Source organism: Streptomyces sp. NBC_01237, from assembly GCF_035917275.1.
In the GTDB taxonomy this organism is placed as follows: domain Bacteria; phylum Actinomycetota; class Actinomycetes; order Streptomycetales; family Streptomycetaceae; genus Streptomyces.
Map to the genome: position 1 here is coordinate 8175663 of NZ_CP108508.1, position 19683 is coordinate 8195345.

General features: G+C 71.3%; 25 protein-coding genes. 20 read left to right on the plus strand and 5 right to left on the minus strand.

The features are described 5' to 3' along the window. Window positions 1-172: 172 nt before the first annotated feature. The gene (locus tag OG251_RS36090) at window positions 173-307 is read right to left on the minus strand and encodes a hypothetical protein (protein WP_326681054.1); all 135 of its coding nucleotides are present in this window, start codon (window positions 305-307) and stop codon (window positions 173-175) included. A gap of 295 nt (window positions 308-602) precedes the next feature. Further along, a complete protein-coding gene (locus tag OG251_RS36095) occupies window positions 603-1685 on the minus strand; it encodes a pentapeptide repeat-containing protein (protein WP_326681055.1) in 1083 nt (360 codons plus the stop codon). 300 nt (window positions 1686-1985) lie between these two features. On the opposite strand from OG251_RS36095, the gene OG251_RS36100 reads away from it, so the two are divergent. Beyond that, window positions 1986-2177, plus strand: coding sequence for a hypothetical protein (locus tag OG251_RS36100; RefSeq protein ID WP_326681532.1), 192 nt, complete (start codon window positions 1986-1988; stop codon window positions 2175-2177). After that, window positions 2177-2392: a hypothetical protein gene (locus OG251_RS36105; RefSeq protein WP_326681056.1), complete on the plus strand. Its 216-nt coding sequence runs from the start codon at window positions 2177-2179 to the stop codon at window positions 2390-2392. Before OG251_RS36100 ends, OG251_RS36105 begins: the two co-directional genes overlap by 1 nt. Window positions 2393-2572: 180 nt before the next feature. On the opposite strand, the gene OG251_RS36110 is transcribed toward OG251_RS36105, so the two are convergent. Beyond that, window positions 2573-2986: a hypothetical protein gene (locus OG251_RS36110; RefSeq protein WP_326681057.1), complete on the minus strand. Its 414-nt coding sequence runs from the start codon at window positions 2984-2986 to the stop codon at window positions 2573-2575. A gap of 637 nt (window positions 2987-3623) precedes the next feature. Here OG251_RS36110 and OG251_RS36115 point away from each other — a divergent pair. The 3 genes from OG251_RS36115 (at window position 3624) to OG251_RS36125 (ending at window position 5105) form a co-directional block, all read left to right on the plus strand. Then, a complete protein-coding gene (locus tag OG251_RS36115) occupies window positions 3624-4019 on the plus strand; it encodes a DUF6415 family natural product biosynthesis protein (protein WP_326681058.1) in 396 nt (131 codons plus the stop codon). Between the two features lie 405 nt (window positions 4020-4424). After that, window positions 4425-4655 (plus strand): hypothetical protein, encoded by a 231-nt coding sequence (locus OG251_RS36120; RefSeq protein WP_326681059.1) that lies wholly within the window; start codon window positions 4425-4427, stop codon window positions 4653-4655. A 162-nt stretch (window positions 4656-4817) separates the two neighbouring features. Continuing rightward, on the plus strand, window positions 4818-5105 hold the full coding sequence (locus OG251_RS36125; RefSeq protein ID WP_326681060.1) for a hypothetical protein: 288 nt from the start codon (window positions 4818-4820) through the stop codon (window positions 5103-5105). Window positions 5106-5595: 490 nt separating this feature from the next. On the opposite strand, the gene OG251_RS36130 is transcribed toward OG251_RS36125, so the two are convergent. Further along, window positions 5596-6042 carry a hypothetical protein gene (locus tag OG251_RS36130; RefSeq protein ID WP_326681061.1) on the minus strand — a complete coding sequence of 149 codons (447 nt, stop codon included), beginning with the start codon at window positions 6040-6042 and terminating at the stop codon, window positions 5596-5598. Between the two features lie 370 nt (window positions 6043-6412). Here OG251_RS36130 and OG251_RS36135 point away from each other — a divergent pair, with 370 nt between their 5' ends. The 9 genes from OG251_RS36135 (at window position 6413) to OG251_RS36175 (ending at window position 13333) form a co-directional block, all read left to right on the plus strand. Next, window positions 6413-8365: a helicase HerA domain-containing protein gene (locus OG251_RS36135; protein WP_326681062.1), complete on the plus strand. Its 1953-nt coding sequence runs from the start codon at window positions 6413-6415 to the stop codon at window positions 8363-8365. A gap of 86 nt (window positions 8366-8451) precedes the next feature. After that, a complete protein-coding gene (locus tag OG251_RS36140) occupies window positions 8452-9273 on the plus strand; it encodes a helicase HerA domain-containing protein (RefSeq protein WP_326681063.1) in 822 nt (273 codons plus the stop codon). A 108-nt stretch (window positions 9274-9381) separates the two neighbouring features. Next, entirely contained in the window at window positions 9382-10197 is an 816-nt protein-coding gene (locus OG251_RS36145; protein WP_326681064.1) for a hypothetical protein, read from the plus strand. Window positions 10198-10491: 294 nt separating this feature from the next. Continuing rightward, a complete protein-coding gene (locus tag OG251_RS36150) occupies window positions 10492-10896 on the plus strand; it encodes a hypothetical protein (RefSeq protein ID WP_326681065.1) in 405 nt (134 codons plus the stop codon). A 26-nt stretch (window positions 10897-10922) separates the two neighbouring features. Continuing rightward, the gene (locus OG251_RS36155; RefSeq protein ID WP_326681066.1) at window positions 10923-11285 is read left to right on the plus strand and encodes a hypothetical protein; all 363 of its coding nucleotides are present in this window, start codon (window positions 10923-10925) and stop codon (window positions 11283-11285) included. After that, entirely contained in the window at window positions 11254-11781 is a 528-nt protein-coding gene (locus tag OG251_RS36160) for a DUF6879 family protein (RefSeq protein WP_326681067.1), read from the plus strand. The genes OG251_RS36155 and OG251_RS36160 overlap by 32 nt, the downstream gene beginning before the upstream one ends. A gap of 30 nt (window positions 11782-11811) precedes the next feature. After that, window positions 11812-12663 (plus strand): helix-turn-helix domain-containing protein, encoded by an 852-nt coding sequence (locus OG251_RS36165; RefSeq protein ID WP_326681068.1) that lies wholly within the window; start codon window positions 11812-11814, stop codon window positions 12661-12663. Between the two features lie 98 nt (window positions 12664-12761). Beyond that, entirely contained in the window at window positions 12762-12950 is a 189-nt protein-coding gene (locus OG251_RS36170) for a hypothetical protein (protein WP_326681069.1), read from the plus strand. Continuing rightward, entirely contained in the window at window positions 12947-13333 is a 387-nt protein-coding gene (locus tag OG251_RS36175; RefSeq protein WP_326681070.1) for a restriction endonuclease, read from the plus strand. The genes OG251_RS36170 and OG251_RS36175 overlap by 4 nt, the downstream gene beginning before the upstream one ends. Before the next feature lie 13 nt (window positions 13334-13346). Here the strand turns inward: OG251_RS36175 and OG251_RS36180 are convergent, their stop codons facing one another. Further along, window positions 13347-14726, minus strand: a complete 1380-nt coding sequence (locus OG251_RS36180) for a transcriptional regulator (protein ID WP_326681071.1) — start codon at window positions 14724-14726, stop codon at window positions 13347-13349. A 259-nt stretch (window positions 14727-14985) separates the two neighbouring features. Between OG251_RS36180 and OG251_RS36185 the strand changes: the two genes are divergently transcribed. From OG251_RS36185 to OG251_RS36210, 6 genes are all read left to right on the plus strand, one after another. Then, on the plus strand, window positions 14986-15888 hold the full coding sequence (locus OG251_RS36185) for an aspartyl/asparaginyl beta-hydroxylase domain-containing protein (protein WP_326681072.1): 903 nt from the start codon (window positions 14986-14988) through the stop codon (window positions 15886-15888). Next, the gene (locus OG251_RS36190; RefSeq protein ID WP_326681073.1) at window positions 15885-16799 is read left to right on the plus strand and encodes a nucleotidyltransferase domain-containing protein; all 915 of its coding nucleotides are present in this window, start codon (window positions 15885-15887) and stop codon (window positions 16797-16799) included. Before OG251_RS36185 ends, OG251_RS36190 begins: the two co-directional genes overlap by 4 nt. After that, window positions 16796-17344: an LOG family protein gene (locus tag OG251_RS36195; protein WP_326681074.1), complete on the plus strand. Its 549-nt coding sequence runs from the start codon at window positions 16796-16798 to the stop codon at window positions 17342-17344. The genes OG251_RS36190 and OG251_RS36195 overlap by 4 nt, the downstream gene beginning before the upstream one ends. Beyond that, window positions 17341-17865, plus strand: coding sequence for an orotate phosphoribosyltransferase (locus OG251_RS36200; protein ID WP_326681075.1), 525 nt, complete (start codon window positions 17341-17343; stop codon window positions 17863-17865). The genes OG251_RS36195 and OG251_RS36200 overlap by 4 nt, the downstream gene beginning before the upstream one ends. After that, window positions 17862-18515: an HAD family hydrolase gene (locus tag OG251_RS36205; protein WP_326681076.1), complete on the plus strand. Its 654-nt coding sequence runs from the start codon at window positions 17862-17864 to the stop codon at window positions 18513-18515. The genes OG251_RS36200 and OG251_RS36205 overlap by 4 nt, the downstream gene beginning before the upstream one ends. A 192-nt stretch (window positions 18516-18707) precedes the next feature. Beyond that, window positions 18708-19643 carry a phosphotransferase family protein gene (locus OG251_RS36210; RefSeq protein WP_326681077.1) on the plus strand — a complete coding sequence of 312 codons (936 nt, stop codon included), beginning with the start codon at window positions 18708-18710 and terminating at the stop codon, window positions 19641-19643. Window positions 19644-19683: the final 40 nt, after the last annotated feature.

The following is a 19683-nucleotide window of genomic DNA, read 5'->3' on the forward strand; positions in this document are numbered from 1 at the left end:
CTCCGTGCGACAGGACGTGACCGTCTGCCCCGACCGGTTCAACGAACGCCCACGCCCGGTGTCACGCCCCGCCATGGACCCCGCGAGCAGGGGCTCCGTGCCGCCGCCCGGCCGTACGGCCGGGCGGCGGCACTGGGCGCCCTACGGTTGCCGCAGGGCGCCAGCGCGCCCGTCAGGCGGCGTCCTCGTCCTGGGACCACGCCTCGTCCAGGAGGAGTTCGGCGCAGCTGCACGATTCCGGGTCGGCGAAGGTCGGGTACATGCAGTCCTCGTGGTGGTCCTGGCCGTCGTACACGATCTCGATCACGCGGGTCCTCCTGGTGGGTGAAGCGGTGCGGTACTCCCGTACACCGCCGCATGGTCGGAAGGCGGCGGATCCGGGCGGAGGACATCAGAGTTGAGGCTGGTGTGACGTGCCGGGGCCAGCGGTCGCCGAGGACGGCGTCGGCCGGGCCGGAGGGTTCAGACGGGCCTGGTGGAGAAGTAGGAGAGGGGGCGCGGCAAGCCCCCTGCCGCCTGAGGGCCTGGCACAGCTTGGCCGGGGGCGCCCCCCGACTCGGGCGGATGATGGTCGGTATCCGCAGGCGGGAAGCCGCGAGGGCCTACCGGAGAGAGGCAGGCAGCTGCGTATCCCTGTCAACGATGGCTGAGTCAACCTGATGCCTCGTCAGGCCCTCCGCCTGGCGCAGGTCCGCCCGGCTCAGGTCCGCGCCCAGCAGGACCGCCTGGCGCAGGTCCGCGTCGCTGAGGTCCGTGCCGCGCAGGTCCGCGCCGCTCAGGCCCGCCCGGCTCAGGCCCGCGCCGCTCAGGCTCGCGAAGCTGAGGTCCGCGTCGCTGAGGTCCGTGCCGCGCAGGTCCGCGCCGCGCAGGTCCGCGCCGCTGAGGTCCTTGCCGCGCAGGTTCACGTCGCTCAGGTCCGCGCCGCTCAGGTCCGCGCCGCTCAGGTCCGCGCCGCGCAGGTCCGCGCCGCTCAGGCCCGCCCGGCTCAGGCCCGCGAAGTTGAAGTCCACGTTGCTCAGGTCCACGTTGCTCAGGTCCACGTTGCTCAGGTCCACGTCGCGCAGGTCCGCGCCGCGCAGGTCCGCGCCGCGCAGGTCCGCGCCGCTCAGGCCCGCCCGGCTCAGGTCCGCGCCGCTGAGGTCCGCGCCGCTGAGGTCCGCGCCGCTCAGGTCCACGTCGCTCAGGTCCGCGCCGCTCAGGTCCGCGCCGGGCACGTCTGCGCCGTTTAGGTCCCTCGTTGGGAGGAGGCTGATGTTGGGGAGTTTGGCGGCGTGGAGGTCAAGGAGGAAGGTGCCGTCCCGGGTTGTGTCGCGGGTGGCGAGGACGGTGAGGGCGGCGTGGACGTCGGCCGGGACGTCCTGGCCCTTCGCGGGGGGTTTGGCGGCGTGGGTGCGGATGTAGGTGGCGAGGACGTTGGCGATGGTGGGCTGGTCACGGCGGGAGTCCTGCATGATCCGCTGCAGGGCGTAGATACCGCCCAGCCGCACGTCCATCTTGTCCTCACCGAGGTTTCCCACCGCCGCCGTGTACCGGTCGGTGATCTGCCCCTCCTTGGCCAGCGCCCGGTCATCCCGCGCCTGCTCGTTGGCCTGTCTGGTCTGAACGTTCGAGTACCAGAGACCCACCACCGCCACCACAGCGGCGACCACGACAGTGAACAACTCGATCCGCCGCGCCCAGTCCAAACCCTCCGGGGCAGTAGCAGGGGCAGCGCCCGGGCCGGTCCGGGCAGTGAGTCGGGTGGTACGGCGTAACCGCAGGCGACGGGCAGGCGTGGAAGGCATACCTGTATTCGATCCCAACACCCCACTCCGGCGCAGCGATTCGGTTCTATCAAGCCGAGCTCCCAGTGCGGCACACCCCTGGTGTGGCGGGTTTCCGGGAGCGGCGGCACTCCAGGGATGCCGACCCGCTCTGCACCTGCCTTCTGGCTGGATTGCTCACCTGTAGGGGTGTCTGCCTCGTACGGTGAGGTGGTGGACGACATGACGACCATGGTCGAGCTGTACGGCGGGCCGCTCGATGGGTGGGTGGTGCCGGTGGACACCGGTGATCCGGATCCCTGGACCGCGATCATCAGCGACTATGGCGAGCACCCCGGTGGCCGGTCTCTGTACGCACCCGATACGACTGGCTGGTGGCGCTGGGTCCGGGACCTGCGGCCGGAGGAGATGTGATGGGACGGCAGCCTGCCCCGGAGCCGGGCGATACCGCACGCCTCGATCAGCTGGCGGCCCATTGGCGGGAGGCACCGCCGGAGATCCGGCAGGACATCCTCACCGCGGCCGCAGCGGTCCAGGATGCCCCGGAGCCCGGTCGCGGCCGCGTCGCTCACCTGCTGGAAGCGCTCGGCCGCCTGGACCTCCCGGACACCCCGGACGGCGCCCCGTGATGCCAGCGGCGCCGACAGCACGAGACCCCGGGCGATGATGCCCGGGGTCTCTCTGTGCAGTGCCTTAACAGACGGTTAACGGCCGGCCAGGGCCGGTGTCACGCCCGCTGCATCGCCCGGCGCGTGTACCGGCTCGTGGTCAGCTGACGCTGGCCGGTTTCCCGTCTCGGTTCTTACGCGTCACGCGGAGGCGTTTTCCGTCTTGCTGACGGAGCAGGTGGCTTCGAGGATGTTCTTGGACCCGTATTCTCCCAGGCAGACCTTGTAGCGGATCCACCCGTTCTCGGGGAGGTTCAGGTTGTGGTCGACCTTTCCGTCGCCGTCCGAGCCGGAGTGGTTCCACTTTTCCAGCGGCAGTCCGTCGGACCGTGATCCGGTGACAACGACGGAGTGGCCATCGGCCTTGTTGTCCCAGATCAGCATGTGGTCCCCCGCCTTGACGAAGGACGCTGACCCGGCACACGTGGTGTAGTTGTTGCTGGTACACAGATCGCCGACATGCTGGGCTGCGGCCTGTGCGATGGCCGGGGGGACACCGACCGCGACCGCGGCGGTGAGCGAGGAAACCGCTAAGGCCCATTTCCTGACGTTCATCTGGTTCGACCCTCCTGCGAAGTTTTCCAAAGGGGCGGGCCGGCATACGGTGCGCCTCCGCTCCCTTCTTCGTGGAGGAACTCTAGGGCCGTGTATGTGCGGGATACAGTCATGCGGCGGCAATTGGCGGGTAACGGTGGACCGCTTGACACTGGACCATGCCTGACGTGGCCTCGGCATATTCCCCATTCGAGGGGCTGTTCATACCCATGCTGGTGTCCACGGGGCATCTCGCGAATGGCCGGGATTTCCGCCGTTCGCCCGATGGCTCTGCCAGCAGAACCCTTGGAAACACCTGTTCAGCAACTGGCAGCGGCCGGAGTCCCGCCCACCGCATTCCGAGCCCGGTGAGGACCTCACGCCGCTCGGGGGAGCTTGTCCCGCCGGGCCCGGGTCCCGGTGTCCCGCACCGCCCGGCCGTGCCGGTGTCCGCTGCGGCAGTTCCCTGTTTGTGCTGGGCGAGGGCGGCATTCCTGCCCGGATGTCCCGGTCCGCCGCCCTGGTCCAAAGTCGGTGTGTGGGGGTTGCATAAGGTTGCAATCGGGGGAGACCCATCCGGTGGGGATGGCGGCGGCGAATGATCATCAGGCGGCGGCCGGCCGCCGGTGACCGGGAGAAACCCCCAGGGTGAGGGCTGATGAAACCGAACACGCACACCGTTCTCCACGACCCCCACGGGCTGTTCGGAGCGGACTTACCCCTGGACCGCGCCCCCTATGAGCGCTTGGTCGCCGCGGTTCTGTCCTGGACCGACCCGGCCGCCCTCACCCCGCACGACTTCGAGCAGATCGCCCTGCAGCTGACCGGCCACGCCCGCGCCGTCGCCACCGACGTCCGCCACCACACCGATCTCCTCGACGAGGACACCGGGCCCCGCGCCCTGGCCGAGATCATCCTCGCCGAAACACAACGCCGCCTCAGCACACCCCACCAGGGCACCCTTCGCAGCGTGCAGAACCGGGCCCGCCTCGTCCGCGCCCTCTACGAACGCCTCGACCGCCTCCAGACCGCCCCCGACGACGCGACCACCTGAACCCTTCACCGGTCACCGCAGCCGACAGCACGAAACCCCGGACGGTGATGCCCGGGGTCTCACGGTGCAGTGCCGTAACAGACGGTCAACGACCGGCCAGCGCTTGTGTCACGCCCACTCCACACCGAGCTCCGCGAGGACCTGACGCTGCTCAGGGGTGAGCCGGTCGCGTCGGCTCTTGGCGCTACTGCATAGATACGCCGATCTTCACCAGATGCTCCTGGCCGTGGAAGGGTCTTGGGATGGGGCCGGTTTGTGAAACCGGGTGCCGTGGCCGTGTTCGCTGCCGCTGGTGCCGTACCGCGTTGGGTACCAGGAGCGCTGCGTCCTTGCCGGGGCGGTCCTGTGGTTGCTTGTTCCTGACGGCCCGGGACACGGGAGACGCGGTGTCCTTACGATGGCCCGGTGACCGCCCGCCGCACGCTTGGCCCCGGCCCGGAGGATCCCGCGCACGGTGTCCGCGCCTCCGAGGCAGATCTCCTCGACGTGTTCCCCGGTGTCAGGAGCCCCGACCTCGACGGGCTCCGGGCCCGCGGCGTCCTCGGAACCACCACGACCGCGCCCCCGGCCACCCGGCGGGCCCTTGGCACCGGCGGCCACACCGACGGGGACACCCCGCCGGACAGCTCCGTCTGACCCGGCCACCGCGACTGGCGTGCCGCGTCCGTTCCCCTGGCGGGCCCGGCTTCCCGATCTGGATCTCCGACCACTTCAAAGGCGCCGACGGCGCCACCCTGCTGGACCCCGACAAACTCGTCAGCGTGCTGCGCCGCTGAAGCCGGTAGCCACACTGGGAGCATGAGCGAATTCGAGGACACGCTGGCCGAACTCCGCGCGGCTGCCGCACGCTTGGCCCTGCAGGCTGACGCACCGGCTGATCCCTGTGAGGCCCTGCGCGGTATCGGCGGCACCGTGGACATGCTGCGGGGGCCGGTCCGGGCCCTTGACCAGCTGGTGGCGGAAGGGCAGGGATCCTGGCAGCCGGGCGTCCGCGCGGAAGTGGTGGCAGAGCTGAATTCCGCCCAGGCCGCGTTGACCCAGGCGGTACGCGCACTTTCCCGGGCCGCTGACCCCGACGCGCTCTGAATACCCAACAGGCGACCCGGGGCGGCCGCCGGCCACGAGCCCGGCCGCCCCGGCGTCACTCTCCACACAGAACGGACCCGGGCGACTGCTGTCTGAGCCCGCCCAACACGAACACGAAGGCCCGTACCCCTGTGCTTAGGTTCTAGCGGTCCTCGCAACACCCACGACGCGACGTCCAGGGCGCGCTGCACATCGAGCAGCGGCGCACCCTGGGGTGCCTCTTCACAGTCCGGTGCGTGCAGCACACCACGGGCCGGGCCCCGGCCCTCACACACCTTCGCCAGCACCCAGCCCGAAGCCGTCGGTCCCCGAGGACCTCGCGGACCGACGCGGCGCTGGCGGAAGCGGCTCGGTGGGGCCTGGTCGTAGTCGACGCCGTCGGCCGGCCGCACGTGCCCGGGCGGCCACTGCCTCGTACTGCTTCGCACGATCTGCCCCGGGGCGAGCCGGGTCGATGGACGACGCGCAGGCGTGGGGCGGGAGCGACGCGCTACGACATACGGCTGTAGTCCTGCGGCGCCTTGCGCAGGATCGCGACCATTTGTTCCTGGGTGCGCGAGCGGTGCACCGGAGCGGAACAGCTGGCGATCTTCTGGAACAGGACTTCGGCCGGGATCGGGGGAACGTTCGCGAAGAGCGGGTGGTGGTCTGCCCCGGCGCCCTCGCTGAACTCCCGGTGCAGGAGCCAGATGGCCTCGGCGAACATGGGGTAGTTGCTTTCGTGCTTGGCCCAGAGGCATTTCAGCGACTCGAAGCCGGTGTCGCGCTTCACGAAGCCCCACCAGTACGACATCTCGGCAGTCTTGTCCTCGAACTTGTCGTCGTGCTGGTACTGAGTCCAGTCGTTGAGGATCTCCCAGCGCAGTGCGTTGACGATCACTCCGCTCGGTGCGTCGGTCTGCGCCATGTCGGACATGAACCCTTTAGTGAAAGACATCCAACCACCCTAGCGATTTGGTGAGTTGGCGACTCCCGATCCGTGGCCTCAGCCGGTTCGGAACGCGAAGAGTTTCAGGACCGGGCGATGCCTGACAGGTCAGCGTCGCAGCTTGCCTCATTTCGGCGCCTTCGTATTCGGTCGCGTCTTCGTGCTCGGTCATGCAGCCCCTCCCGGTTGATCTCTCCCACCGTTGTACCGGGCGCGCCGCACAAGCGGGGCGCCTGCGGATTCCTGGGCCGGAAAGTTGTCCACAGATCGCAGCTCAGGGCCCTAAATTCCGCTGAATCTATGCACAGGCCAACGGCTTTACGGTTCGTGTCCGCTTCCGGGTGTGAGGTGCCGGGACGCAGACCGAAAGGGCACGGCCATGGCACGGACGAAGTTCGACAAGCAGGTGGATGAGTCCGCCGACACTCTCGCGCGAGGGATCGCCCGGATGCTGGCCGGCCGGGACCTGGACGGGGTCCGCCGTACGGACGCGACGTTCTGGCGTGCGGGCACCCGGGTCCTGCCGGCGGTGGAGGGCAAGGTCCGCCGCCGCTCCTACAAGCCCGGGTGGCGCCGGTTGTCCTTCCGCCTCGCCCTTGGTGGCGGGGTCGCGGAGAGCGGATACCTGACCACCCGGGACCTGGACGCCACCCGCGAGACCCTGAGGGAACTGACGGAGCTGTGGGAGAACCGCGAGGCGGCGCTCGCCGCACTGGAGCCCGCCGGGATCGGCGCGGCCTCCGTCCTCACGGTGGGTACCGCGACGTACATGGTCCTCACCCGCGAGCGCCGGGAGCTGATGCGCGAGTGGGTGCGCCCGCTGCACGAGGCCCTGCACCAGCCGCTCGGGCTGGCGGAGCAGACCGACCCGCGCCGCTACCTCCGCGTCCCGAAGAACTTCTCCGACGACGACGCACAGATACGCATCGACCTGCCCACCCGGCTCGGGTTCTCCCGCGACGTGGTGGCCGACCTCATCACCCAGAAACTCGCCCTCCAGGGCGTCACGTTCTCCTGGCACCCGGAGGGCCGCAAGCCGTACGTGCTGGTGAAGAAGACCCGCAAGCCCCCGGCGAAGGCCCTCTTCAAGGACCCCAAGACGCGGGAGCTGGTGGCCAAGGCCAAAGAGTCCGCGCCCATCATCGGGTTCGGTGCCGGCGGGGGGATCGTCTCCGTCGACCTGGACGCCGAATCCCCGCACATCCTGGTCAACGCCTCCACCGGCGGCGGCAAGTCGGTGACCCTGCGCTGCATCGCCTGCCAGATGCTCCACCACGGCAGCCACGTCTTCGTCCTCGACACCAAGCGGATCTCCCACCCGTGGGCGCGCGGCGTTCCGAACGTCACCTACTGCGCCGACATCGCCGACATCCACGACCAGCTCATCGCGCTCGGCATGGAAGGCCGACGCCGCACCCGGGTCGCCGACGAACTGGGCATCGGCGCCGACCCCAAGGCCATCGGCCCCCGGCTGCTGATCCTCCTCGAAGAGATCAACGCGACGATGAAGCAGCTGGCCCGCTACTGGGAGAAGACCCGCGAGCCCGGCGACCCGAAGGGCTCCCCGGCCCTCGACGCGCTCAACGAGATCCTCTACATGGGGCGCCAGCTGCGCATGCACGTCCTCCTGGTCGCCCAGTCCGCCACCGCCCGCGCCCTCGGGGGCCCGGAGGTCCGCGAGCAGTTCTCCACCCGCATCCTCGCCCGCTACAGCGTCAACGCCTGGCGCATGCTCGCCCCCGAGGTCCACCCCGCGCCGAAGTCCACCAAGCACCCCGGCCGCGCCCAGGTCGTCAGCGGCGGGTCCGCGCGCGAGACACAGATCCTCTTCTTCACCGAGGACGAAGCCCGCGAGTGGGCCAGCACCGGGAAGGCTGCCACCGAACCGCAGCACGCGGGCCTCCCCGCGCAGCCGGGCCCGGCGGTGCTGCACAAGCCTGCCGTCCCGCCCGCCGACTCCCTGGCCGAAGCCTGGAGCGACCCGGCCCTCCCGCCCACCACCCCCGATCCGGCGCAGGCCGCCGATGTCGACGTCCTCGCCGACGCCTGGAACACCAAGCCCCCGGCCGCCGATCCGGGCAACCCCGCGGCAACGCCGCCGGCGAACCCGGCCCCGGTCGACGACGACCAGGCGCTGGGACTGCGCGAGGCCCACCAGCACCACCTGCCGGACATCACCGTCGCGGCGCTCCGCTACGCCCGCGCCAACGACCGCACCTTCCCCAAGCCGGTCGACAAGCGCGGCACCGAACTCCTCTACCGGGTCGGTGACCTCAAGCGCTGGGCACGCAACCGGCCCCGCGCCGCCACCGGCACCACCGACCTCGACTGAACGGCCCCGGCCGCTCCAGCCGACACGCCCTCGCCCGGAGAACACCCGGTTCACCAGGCACACCACAGAAAAGGAACACCGCCGCCATGTGGAAGACCACCAACAAGAGCACCCTCCCGCAGCAGCTGCGCCTCACCGACCCGGGCGTCCGCGAGCAGCTGGAAGCGCTGCCCGCCTCCCAGGTCCTCATCGGCCACGGCACCGACGGGCAGCCGGTCTGCGTCGACCTGGACAACGACTCGCCGCATGTCCTGGTCTACTCCGCCTCGGGCGGCGGCACCTCCACCGCCCTGCGCACCCTGACCGCCCAGCTCCTGCACAACGGCGGGCACGTCCTGGTCCTCGACTTCAAGCGCATCTCCCAGTCGTGGGCGCGCGCCCTGCCGACGGTGACCTACCGGCGCGACATCGACGACATCCACGACGCCCTTCTCGGCCTGAGCGCCGAACTGAAGCGCCGCATCCACCACGCCGACGAGCACGGTGACACCGAAGACCTGCCCCGGCTGACGGTGGTGTTCGAGTCCGCCGGCCACACCCTGCGACAGCTGGCCCGCCACTGGGAAAAGGTCCGCCAGGCGGGCGACCCGAAGACGTCCCCGGCCGTGAACGCGTACGAGGAGCTCCTCTTCGCCGGGCGCGAGGTCCGCATCCACATCCTCGCCGGCGCCCAGAGCTTCAGCGCCGCGCTGGGACGCGAGCACTTCTCCACCGTGCTCCTGGGACGGGTCACCACCCGCACCTGGAGCCAGGCCGCCCCGCAGGTCGCCACCGTCCCGAAGGGAAGCGCCCACCCGGGCCGCTTCCACGCCGTGCAGCGCGACACCGCCCACCCCACGCAGGTCCTGCTCCTGAGCGAGACCGAAGCCGCGACGTGGGCCGCCGCCCCGCAGACCGAAAAGGACTGAGGCCGAATCGGCCGGACCGGGCCCTGTCCGGTCCGGCCGACACGATCCCCCTCGACCTGGTGAACACCCTGCTCCCCAGGCACAGCACAGAAATGGAACACGGGCACCATGACGAACACGACCGCGCTCCCGCAGATGCTGCACTTCACCGACCCCGGCCTGCGCGAGCAGATCGAGGCGATGCCCGAAGGCACCGCGCTGATCGGCATCAGCACCACCGGCCGCGCCATCGCCGTCGATCTGGACGCCGAATCCCCGCACGTCTTGGTCTGCACCGCCACCGGCGGCGGCAGCACCACGGTCCTGCGCTCCCTCACCGCGCAGTTCCTGCACCAGGGCGCCCACGCCCTGGTCCTCGACGTCAAGCGGATCTCGCACCTGTGGGCGAAGGCGCTGCCGACGGTGACCCACCGCGGGAACATCGCCGGCATCCACGACGCCCTCGTCCATCTCGCCGACGAGCTCAAGCGCCGCAACGAACTCGCCGCCGACGAGCTCGCCGACGTCCCGCGGCTGATCGTCGCGATCGACAGCGCCAACGGCACGCTGCGCCAGCTCGCCCGCTACTGGGAGACGTTCCGGCAGCAGGACGACCCCAAGACGTCCCCGGCCGTCACCGCGCTCGAGGAAGCCCTCTGGACGGGACGCTCGGCCCGCGTCCACGTTCTTCTCGACGGCACGCCCCAGACCAGCGTCCTCGGAGCGGCGGCCCACGAGCTGTTCGCCACCGTGATCCTGGCACGGGTCACGGCCGACACCTGGCGGCGCCTGGCCCCGATAGCAGGCCCCGCCCCGAAGAGCAGCCGGCACCCGGGCCGCGCCCACGTCGTCCAGGAGGGCATTGCCCACCCGACGCAGGTCCTGCTGATGACCGACGCCGAAGCAGCTGACTGGCTCGCCGCCACGGCGGCCGGGAAGAACTGACCCGGCGCCGGACACACCACGGGCCCCGGGGGATCAGCCATGACATCCCCGGGGCCCGGTATGGGTCACGCTGTCCAACGACGGCGCGGCAGGGTCGTCACGCGACAGCGGCCCCAGTCCGACGGCCAACACGTCATCTCCCATTAGGGAGTTCCCGCCGATACCCTGCCGGTCATGGGTGGCCTTGATGACGAGATCCGAGCAGCACGTGTCCGCGCAGATACCTGGGCGAGGTCCGATCAGCAGAAAGCCGAACGGGAGCGGAACGAAGCAGTTGAGGTTCAGCAACTGCTCATGGAAGCCGTAGAACGGCTGAGGCCGTACGGCTCCGAGGTCCTCGTACAGGTGAAGCCCGCACTGTTCCGCGGTGAGTACACCGCGAACGGCCAGCGCTACCGCCGAATCACGCAACAGCGGTGCTGGAAGCTCGTCCGCATGTCCGGCTACCGACAGGATGAGGACGGCAACCGGGACGGCGACTGGATGGAGTCACCGGTCCTGCTGCTGGAAGACGGCACAGCGGGCCGGTTCTGGCTCGACAACGACATCACCCCGCAGCGCGAGGGTGAGTACGTGTCCTCCCACACGCCGGACCCGCTCAGGAAGCAGACGTTCCTGGACACCGCGAACACCGCACTGCCCGCCCTCGTGAAGCGACACCTGGGCGAAGCCGTCGTGCGTTACGAACGCACCGGCTGAGAGTCGCGCCGGACACACCACGGGCCTTGGGGAACGCCGTCAACCAGCCCAGGAGAGAAGCCCTTGACGCCGACTCCGGCCTGCGGGACGGTCATTGCGCAACTACACGCAACTGGCTTTCCCCGGAGGCGATCATGGCGTTACTTTTCTTCGGCACGGACCCGAACTCGGGCGGAGGGAACTGCCCTGCGGTGTGGGTGGACACCGACGCCGCTGAGGGGCCGGAACTGGTTCTGCAGGGCAAGCTCGCCGACACGGAAACCCGGGCCGCTTGCAGTCAGGACAGTCCGCCGGCGGATGACGAGGGAGTCATCCGGATCTCCGTGCGGATGGTCGACCAGATCAGGAAGGCGTGCGATGCCGCAGAAGCCGCCCGTCCTCAGCTTTGAGGACCTCCTCGACTCCGCTCAGCGGCACGCCCTGCACCTGGAACTGCGGGATTTCTACGCCGTGGGGGAGGAACGGGAGGTCTACGACGCGTTCCTGCGGGACGGGAGCGTGCCCGCGGACGACTCGGAGTACTGGAGCGGGTGGCTGCCGCTGGTGAAGCGGACCGTGGCGCGCGGGGTGAAGGTCCGCCGGGCCCGGGTCGTGTCCGAGCCCGTCACCGACTACATCCGCTTCGAGCACGCCATCACCGACGCCAACCTCCGCGCCGGCGAACAGGTCCGCTGGCTGCCCCGCCGCCGCGCCTCCACCCTCGCGCTGCCGGGCAACGACTTCTGGCTCGTCGACGACCAGGTCGTGAGGTTCAACGTCTTCTCCGGTGACGGCGAGGCCCTGGAGCCCGACCACACCGACGACCCGCAGGCGGTCAAGCTGTGCGCCGAGGCGTTCCGCTCGGTGTGGGACCTGGCCACCGACCACGCCGACTACCGCATCTGACCGACGCACAACCCAAGGGCCACGCACCTCATGACGACCGCCTCCCCCTCGTCCAGCGCACAGGCGGCCCGCGAGGCGCTCGCCGTCCGATTGCAGCACCTGCGCAAGGACGCCGGCCTCACCGGGAAGGACCTCTCCGCCCGGTGCGGCTGGCACCCCGCCAAGACCACCCGTATCCAGAAGGCGGCAGTCGCCCCCTCGGACACCGACATCCGTACCTGGTGCGCGGCGTGCGGCGCGGACGACCAGGCCGACGACCTCATCGCCACCGCCCGCGCCGTCGACTCGATGTACATGGAATGGCGCCGCCTGCACCAGGGCGGCATGCGACAGGTCCAAGAGGACTGGCTCGCCCTCCACGAGCAGACCCGCCACTGCCGCGTCTACCTCTCCAACGTTCCGCCCGGCTTCCTCCAGACGCCAGCGTTCGCGACTGCCCTCATGAACCAGATCACCCGCTTCCAGGGCACCCCCGACGACGTCGCCGAAGCCGTCGCCGCCCGCGTCGCCCGCTCCCGCTTCCTCTACGAGGGCGGCCACCGCTACGTCGTCCTCATGGAGGAATCCGTCCTGCGCTTCCGCACCGCCGACCCCGAGGCGATGCGCGGGCAGCTGCGCCACCTCCTGGCCGTGATGCCCCTCGCCTCCGTCTCGCTGGGGATCATCCCGTTCACCGCGCAGCGCACCGTGTGGCCATTGGAGGCGTTCTACGTCCACGACGACACCATGGCCGTGGTGGAGACGCTGACGGCGGAGATCAAGGTGACGCAGCCGCGCGAGCTCGCCGACTACACCAGGGCGTTCGCCGGCCTCGCGGAGATGGCCGTCTACGGCGACGCCGCCCGCGCCCTCATCACGGCCGCGATCGACGCCCTGGAGTGAACCTCCCGCAATTACCCGCAATCTCGTTGAAGAACGGACCGCCGCCTCCGTAGCGTCGAACGACACCGACGCATCCCAGCAACTGGAGGCGGTGCCCCATGAGCGCACCCACACCCACCGGCCCCCGACCGGAAGCCCCCGGCCTCCAGCCGCCCGACTTCGGCCGGCCCTCCCCGGCGCTGATCGCTCGCGCCGACCGCGGCTACGCCCGCTTCCTCGCTGTCCAGGCTCCGGACGCCCCCACTGGCGGCCAGGACCAGGACGACGACGCGGCGGGTGCCCGATGAGCGACACCCACCTCCTGCTCCACGACCCCCTCGGGCTGATCGAGGCCGAACTCCCGCTGGACCGCGTCCCGTACGAAGCACTCGTCACCGCCGTGCTCGCGTGGAAGGACCCCGACCTCGAACCCCGCGACTACGAGCAGATCGCCCTCCAACTGACCGGACACGCCCGCGCGGTGGCCTCCGACGTCCGGCGCCACGCAGCCGCCCTGCCGAAGAGCGACGGCCGCAGCGCCCTCGCCGAACTCATCCTCCGCGAAGCCGACGGCCGCCTGTCCGCTCCGCTGAAGCGCACCGCGCGCTGTGCCCAGAACCGCGCCCGTCTCGTACGGTCCCTCTACACGCGCCTGGACCGCCTTACCGAACCCGCCCCGGCCGCCACGTAGCCCGGAGGGCCGCTCACGCTGTGTCGGCGGTGTAGTTGAGGAAGTCGGCGACGACGGGTACGCCGCGGCGGCGTCCGAGTTTCTGCCTCAGGTCGTGCAGGGTGCTGGTGCCGCGTGCGGAGGTGACACCGCCCATGCGGGCGACGGCGGTGTGGGCGGTGTCGACGGCTGCGTCGATGTCGCCGAGGGCGAGGTGGGCTTCGGCGAGGCGTGCGAGGTAGATGGCGTGTCCGCGCGGGAAGGCGTCGCCGTCGTATGCCTCGCCCTCACTGTGGTGGGCGGTGGAGGCGTCCTGAAAGTGGCGGAGGGCTTGGCGGGGGTTGCCGAGGTTGAGGGCGGAGCTGCCCAGGAGCTGGTGGGTTTCCCCGAGGTTGAACCAGTAGACGCAGGCCGGGTCCGCTTCCATCGGGCCCGCGTGCGCGTAGGTGTCCAGGGCCGCGTTCGCGGACCGGTCGGCGGCGCGGGCATCGCCGGCGCGTGCGTGGGCCCGGCAGGCGCGGGCGTGGAGCATGGCGGTCATGCGGGCGGAGCCGATGCGCGGGGCCTGGGCCAGTGCTGCGTCGATGAGGTCGATCGCGCCGCGTGGGTTGCCGGTGGAGTACTGCTGGATGGCCCAGAAAGCGAGGGTGTTGGCGCCGACGACCGGGTCGTCGGCGCTCGCGGCGGCTCGCAGGGCGGTGACGTAGTGACGTTCGGCGGCGGCGATCCGGCCGCTGTCGTACGCCGTCCAGCCGGCCGACCTCGAGGCTTCGGCCGCGGCGCCGAACAGCCGGCGTCCGACGCGCTCGCTGTAGGAGGAGTCCTTGAGTGCGCTGAGGATCAGGCGCAGTTCGGTGCGGGCGGCGGCGTAGACCTCCCCGGAGCCCAGCTCGTCATCCAGGTGCCGCAGTTCGTCCAGGCGGCGCTCGAACCGGTCGGGGGTGCTGTCGTCGATACGGCGGCCGCCCGCGGTGACGGCGCCTGCGGGGGCGGCACCGGACCACTGGGCGACGGTGCCGGTGAGGGTGACGGATGTGGTGATCAGGAACTTCCTGCGGTCCACCGGACCTCCTGCGATCTCCAGTGCGTGCACGGTCGCCGTGGTGGTCCACGGAGCGGTGAGGACGGCGTGGTCGTCGGGCACCGCGAGTAAGAGCCAGCCCGGCCAGCCGTGCGCGAGTACGGCTTCGGGCGGGATCTTCTCCAGCGCGGCCATCGCGAACTGGGTGTGCAGGGTGGGCGCGTTCTCGCCGCTGACCCACCGCGACGCCTTCTCCTTACGGTGCCCCATCTGCCCGTACCCCATACGCCGGTGCTGCTCGGCCACCCGGAACAGGTACGCCTCGTTGCTCATCCCGCGCTGGGAGAGCAGGTAGGCGAGCGGGTGCTGGTCGGCGGTGGTGTCCAAGGTCACGGCGGCGTCCCTTTCGCGAGCACACGGGACACCAGTCTTCCCGCCGCGTGGGGGCGGGGGAAGGGCGCGCGCGGCGGTCCGCAACCCACCGCAACCGGCAGCAAGGGCAAGGGCAAGGGCCGGGGCCGGTCCGCAACGCACCGCAACCGGCGGCAACCGGCCGCAACGCCGCAGTCCTGTGCCCGGCGCGACGGCTGCGGTGTGGTGAGTCCCGGCGGTCCGGCCGGACCGCCACGGACCGAGGTGTCGGGAGAGACGCATGGCAACGATGACGTTCGCCGCGAGCACGGCCACCGAGACAGGCAGCCCGGGGCCGGAGCTGCTGGAGCAGGTGGCCCGACTGGCCGACCTGGACGGGACGCTGGTGGAGCGGATGCGCGCGGAGGCGCTCGCGGCGCCGACGTGGGGGAAGGTCGCGTATGGGGAGTACCAGTCCGGCGGCTGGTGGACCGCCTCGCTGATGAACCACTCCCCGGGCGGCGACCCGCACGACGTCGTGATCGGCGACGGCCGTCCCCGCCCGACGACCCTCCTCAACGAGATGCCCGTCACCCGGGACTTCCTGGCGGGGCTGGGGCTGGACTTCATGTTCGTACGTCTCGCCCGGCTGGAGCCGCACTCCTATCTGTGGGAGCACCGTGACTACGCGGAGCTGACCGAGCGCGGCCGGCACCGCCTGCACATCCCGCTCGTCACCAACTCGTCGGCGGTCCTCGTCACCGGCGGGGCCCGGGTCCACATGGGAGCCGGCTCCCTGTGGCGGCTGACGCCCTCCCGCGCTCACGGGGTCCGCAACGCCACCGGCCCCGACCGGCTGCACCTGATCGCCGACGTCTACACCGACGACGCCTACCGGGAGCTCGCCGCCCGCCCGCACCTGCGCGCCGGGGACGCCGTCGCGCTTCCGGAGATGACGGTGGCCGACCGGGACCGGCTGATGGAGCGTGCCGCGCAGCTGGCCGCGCTCGGCTTCGTCTCCTCCGCTGAGCAGATCCTGCTGCGCGCGTACTACGCCTACGCGCTTGACGAGGGCGGCGCGTACGACCTGATCGCCGAACTGCACACCAACCGCGGCTCGGACACGGAGGCCGCCCGATGGACGGAGACGAAGAAACACCTGCTCGCCCGTACGTCTTCTCTCGCAGGAAGGAACGCCGAATGACCACGACCTCGACCACATCCCGGGCGGCGCTGTCGCCGCTGGAGGAACTGGCCTACGCCCACCGCCCCTCACAGCTGACGGTGCTCGCCGACCTGGTTCAGACACTGTCCGGCGTTCCGGCGGTGACGCAGCTGCTCGTACGCGGCTCCCTGGCGACCGGGACGGCGGACCGGCTGTCCGACGTCGACCTGGTCGTCGCCGTCACCGACGAGCGGCTCCTGGCGCTGATGGGCAGTCTGGACGCGGTGATGTCCACCGAGTTCGGAGCGCTGCTGCCCGGCTGGCGCGACACCATCGTCGGCGACCTGGGCGGCGCCGGCTTCGTCTACCTGCTCCCGCACGACGGGCACCTACTCCAGCTCGACCTCTACCTCTGCCCGGACAGCGCCGTGGACGCGCTGCGCCGCCGGATCGGCCCGCGCTTGCTCTGGCAGGGCACCCGTACGGGCACCGGCCCGGACGCGCGCGCCCGTACGGAGGCGTCGGCGGAGCTGGCCCGTACGGCGGCCGCGCCGGCGGACTGCTCGACGCTGCTGGTGCAGGCGATGGTCCTGCACGCGATGCTCCGCAAGCGCGTCCTGCGCGGACAGGAGTACATCGCCTACGGGCTCCTGCACCACCTGCACGAGACGTGCCGGGACGTGATCCGCACCGCGCTGGTCCCGCACTCCCGCCACCACGGCTGGTACCACCTGCCCGACGAAGTGGGCCGTACGGCGATCGGCCGCGAGTGCCTGGCGGAGCTGACCGACGCGCTGAGCGGACCGCCGGTGCCCACCGTCGTCCAGGCGGACCAGGCGCTGGAGCGGATCGTGCGCCTGAGCGGGCGGATCGCCCCGCACGCGGTGACCGCCCTCGCGGACGAGATCACCGCGTACCGCGCCTACCAAAGCCAGGAGGGACAGGCATGACCCGTCCCCTACGCACCGCGGCACTGTTCGCCGGCGTCGTCGCACGCCCCGGCGAGGACCACCTCGCCCTGGCCGCCGGGGGCGCCCTGGGCGCGGCCGGGTACGAGCTGCGGCACGGCGGCTACAACGGCCTGATGGAAGCCGCCGCCCAGGGCGCCGCCCGCCACGGCGTGCCGATCACCGCGATCACCCTGGCCGACCAGGACTGGGGGCCGTTCAACCCGCATGTCACCGACGTGGTGTACGCGCCGACGATGGGCGACCGGCTCCACGCCTACCTCGACGACGTGGACCTGGTCGTGGTCATGGGCGGCGGAGTCGGCACCCTGCACGAGGTGACCTCCGCCCTGTACTACGCGACGACGATCCGCCCCGTCCCGGTACGGCTGCTGGGCCCGGCCGCCATCCGGCTCGGCACCTTCCTCCGCACAGAGCAGTGGCTGGTGGAAGGCCCGACCCGGCCACTGGGGTTCCTCGCCGACCTCCCCGACGCCGACGCGCTGGAGAAGGACCTGAGTGCCCTCACCTCCGGGAGCCCGCAATGACGACCTCAATGTCTGCCGTCCTCGCGGACCGGATCGGCGCCGCGTTCCGGCCCGGCCCCTACCAGCTCCCCGACGGGCGCACCCTCGACTCCTACTTCGACCCCTACCGGCTGACCTGCGACCCGGCGCTGCTGAGGGAGACCGCGGCCGCGCTCGCCGCCCTGCTGCCCCCGGACACCGAAGTGGTAGCCGGGCCGGCGCTCGCGGCGATCCCGCTCGTGACGGCGGTGTCCCTGCACACCGGGCTGCCCGCCGCCTACATACGGGCCGCGCCGAAGGAGCACGGGACATGGCGGCAGATCGAGGGCGCCGACCTGGACGGCCGCCGCGCCGTCCTGATCGACGACACCGCCCGCAGCGGGACCAGTCTGCTACGCGGCGCCCGGCTGCTGCGGATCGCGGGCGCCCGCGTCACCACCGCGGCGTGCGTCCTGGACCGCGACGCGGGAGCGGCGGCGCTGCTCACCGAGCACCGGATTGCCCTGTCCGCGCTGCTCACCGACCCGGGAAGCGCCCCGTGACCCGGCAGGCGGCGCTCTTCGACCTCGACGGGGTCCTCCTCGACAGCGGCCCGGCCGTGCGCACCGCCCTCGCGGCGGTCGCGACCTGCGCGACCGGCCGCCGCACCACGATGGCGGACCTCCCGCCCGGCGCCCTGCGCCGCCCCCGGGCCGACGTCTTGGCGCTCCTCGGCGTCACTGATCCGGACGACGCCTGCAGCCGGTGGTGGGACGGCGCGCTCGCCGCCGCGCTGCCCACCACGTTCCCCGGCGTACTCACCGGACTGCTGGCCCTGCGCGCTGCCGGCGTGGCCATCGGGGTCGTCACCCTCCAGGACCGCGACCGCCTGCCCTGGTTCCTGCCGCCCGCCCTCACCGACCTGCTGGACGTGGTGATCACCCGGCAGGACGCACCCGCGAAACCGGCCCCCGACGGGCTGCACGCCGCCCTGGCCCGCATCGACGTCGGGCCCGAGCAGGCGGTATTCGTCGGGGACAGCCCCGGCGACATGACCGCCGCCAACGCCGCCGGCGTCCTCGCACTGGGCGCCACCTGGGGCTGGCACCCGCCCGCCGCCCTCCACACGGCCGGAGCCAGTCACCTCCTGCCCGACCCCACCCGCATCGGCCCGTCCCTCCTGCACCACCTGACCCAAATCCCCGCGATCTGACCCACCCGCCCCGCTACAGTGGAAGGGCACCCACCACGGGTGCCCTTCCACACGTTCAAGGGACTCAAGGCATGCGCGTGATGCGGCGACAGGCGCCAAGCGCCGGCCGGGACCACTGAGGCACCACCTCACACGGTCCGGGCCGGCGCTCACCCCCGCGCCCCTGCCCACCACCACCTGTGAGTCGCCTCCATGTCAGTTCTCCCTCCATCCGGCCGCCTGCGATGGACCGACGTCCCCGCCCCGCTGCGGAACCGCCTCGAAACCGCCTTCGGCTCCTCCGTCACGGACGCGGTCACCCCAGCGGGCGGCTTCGGCCACCAGCTCGCCGCCGCCCTGACCCTCACCAGTGGCCGACGGGTCTTCGTCAAGGCGGCCCCCGACGACGATCCGCTGACCGACGCCAACGTCCACGAAGCCACCGTCCTGGACGTCCTGCCTCCCGGTGCCCCAGCCCCGGAGCTCCTGGGGATCCACCGCGCCGCCAGCTGGACCGCCGTCGTCATCGCCCACCTCGACGGACCGCACCCCGACCTCTCCCCGACCTCGTCCGACGCCGGACAGACCTGGGCCCTGCTCGACAAGCTCACCTCCAGCCCCGCCCCGGCCGCCTACACCGAAGCGGTCTCCGGCACGCCCTCCGGCGCGGCCGGCCTCCACGGCTGGGACGTCCTGCTCGCGAACCCGCCCGGGGACCTGGACCCCGACGTACGGGACCGGCTGCACGAGCTCGCCGAACTCGAGGCTGCCTGGCCCGGCCTCGCTCATGGCAACCGGATCGTCCACGGTGACCTGCGCGCCGACAACATGGTCCGCGACCAAGAGCGCGGGGTGACCTTTGTTGACTGGGCCCACGCCACCACCGGACCGGCCTGCATCGACGCCGCCTCCCTTGCACCGCAGCTGGTACTCGCCGGACACGCACCCGCAGACGTCGCCCGCCTGCTCCGCGACCACCCCGCCACCGCCGACAGTCCCGACACCACCACGGCGTTCCTCGCCGCCCTTACCGGACACTGGCACCGCAACGCCCGCCGGCCCGCACCCCCCGGCGCGCCCGGGCTACGCGCCTACCAACACCGCGCAGCCACCGCAGGAATGGCACTTCTCTTGCTTCGCATGAACTGAACTGTCTGCGGTTCAGGGCCCCCGGCCTGCTACGGCCGTA

Coding starts and splice junctions, on each gene's coding strand:
- OG251_RS36125 (WP_326681060.1), top strand. CDS start 4,818: ATGAGCGAATTCGAGGACACGCTGGCCGAACTCCGCGCGGCTGCCGCA.
- OG251_RS36150 (WP_326681065.1), top strand. CDS start 10,492: ATGGAAGCCGTAGAACGGCTGAGGCCGTACGGCTCCGAGGTCCTCGTA.
- OG251_RS36195 (WP_326681074.1), top strand. CDS start 16,796: ATGACCCGTCCCCTACGCACCGCGGCACTGTTCGCCGGCGTCGTCGCA.
- OG251_RS36130 (WP_326681061.1), bottom strand. CDS start 6,042: ATGTCTTTCACTAAAGGGTTCATGTCCGACATGGCGCAGACCGACGCA.
- OG251_RS36100 (WP_326681532.1), top strand. CDS start 1,986: ATGACGACCATGGTCGAGCTGTACGGCGGGCCGCTCGATGGGTGGGTG.
- OG251_RS36170 (WP_326681069.1), top strand. CDS start 12,762: ATGAGCGCACCCACACCCACCGGCCCCCGACCGGAAGCCCCCGGCCTC.
- OG251_RS36190 (WP_326681073.1), top strand. CDS start 15,885: ATGACCACGACCTCGACCACATCCCGGGCGGCGCTGTCGCCGCTGGAG.
- OG251_RS36175 (WP_326681070.1), top strand. CDS start 12,947: ATGAGCGACACCCACCTCCTGCTCCACGACCCCCTCGGGCTGATCGAG.
- OG251_RS36135 (WP_326681062.1), top strand. CDS start 6,413: ATGGCACGGACGAAGTTCGACAAGCAGGTGGATGAGTCCGCCGACACT.
- OG251_RS36105 (WP_326681056.1), top strand. CDS start 2,177: ATGGGACGGCAGCCTGCCCCGGAGCCGGGCGATACCGCACGCCTCGAT.
- OG251_RS36110 (WP_326681057.1), bottom strand. CDS start 2,986: ATGAACGTCAGGAAATGGGCCTTAGCGGTTTCCTCGCTCACCGCCGCG.
- OG251_RS36140 (WP_326681063.1), top strand. CDS start 8,452: ATGTGGAAGACCACCAACAAGAGCACCCTCCCGCAGCAGCTGCGCCTC.
- OG251_RS36115 (WP_326681058.1), top strand. CDS start 3,624: ATGAAACCGAACACGCACACCGTTCTCCACGACCCCCACGGGCTGTTC.
- OG251_RS36145 (WP_326681064.1), top strand. CDS start 9,382: ATGACGAACACGACCGCGCTCCCGCAGATGCTGCACTTCACCGACCCC.
- OG251_RS36160 (WP_326681067.1), top strand. CDS start 11,254: ATGCCGCAGAAGCCGCCCGTCCTCAGCTTTGAGGACCTCCTCGACTCC.
- OG251_RS36165 (WP_326681068.1), top strand. CDS start 11,812: ATGACGACCGCCTCCCCCTCGTCCAGCGCACAGGCGGCCCGCGAGGCG.
- OG251_RS36185 (WP_326681072.1), top strand. CDS start 14,986: ATGGCAACGATGACGTTCGCCGCGAGCACGGCCACCGAGACAGGCAGC.
- OG251_RS36200 (WP_326681075.1), top strand. CDS start 17,341: ATGACGACCTCAATGTCTGCCGTCCTCGCGGACCGGATCGGCGCCGCG.
- OG251_RS36210 (WP_326681077.1), top strand. CDS start 18,708: ATGTCAGTTCTCCCTCCATCCGGCCGCCTGCGATGGACCGACGTCCCC.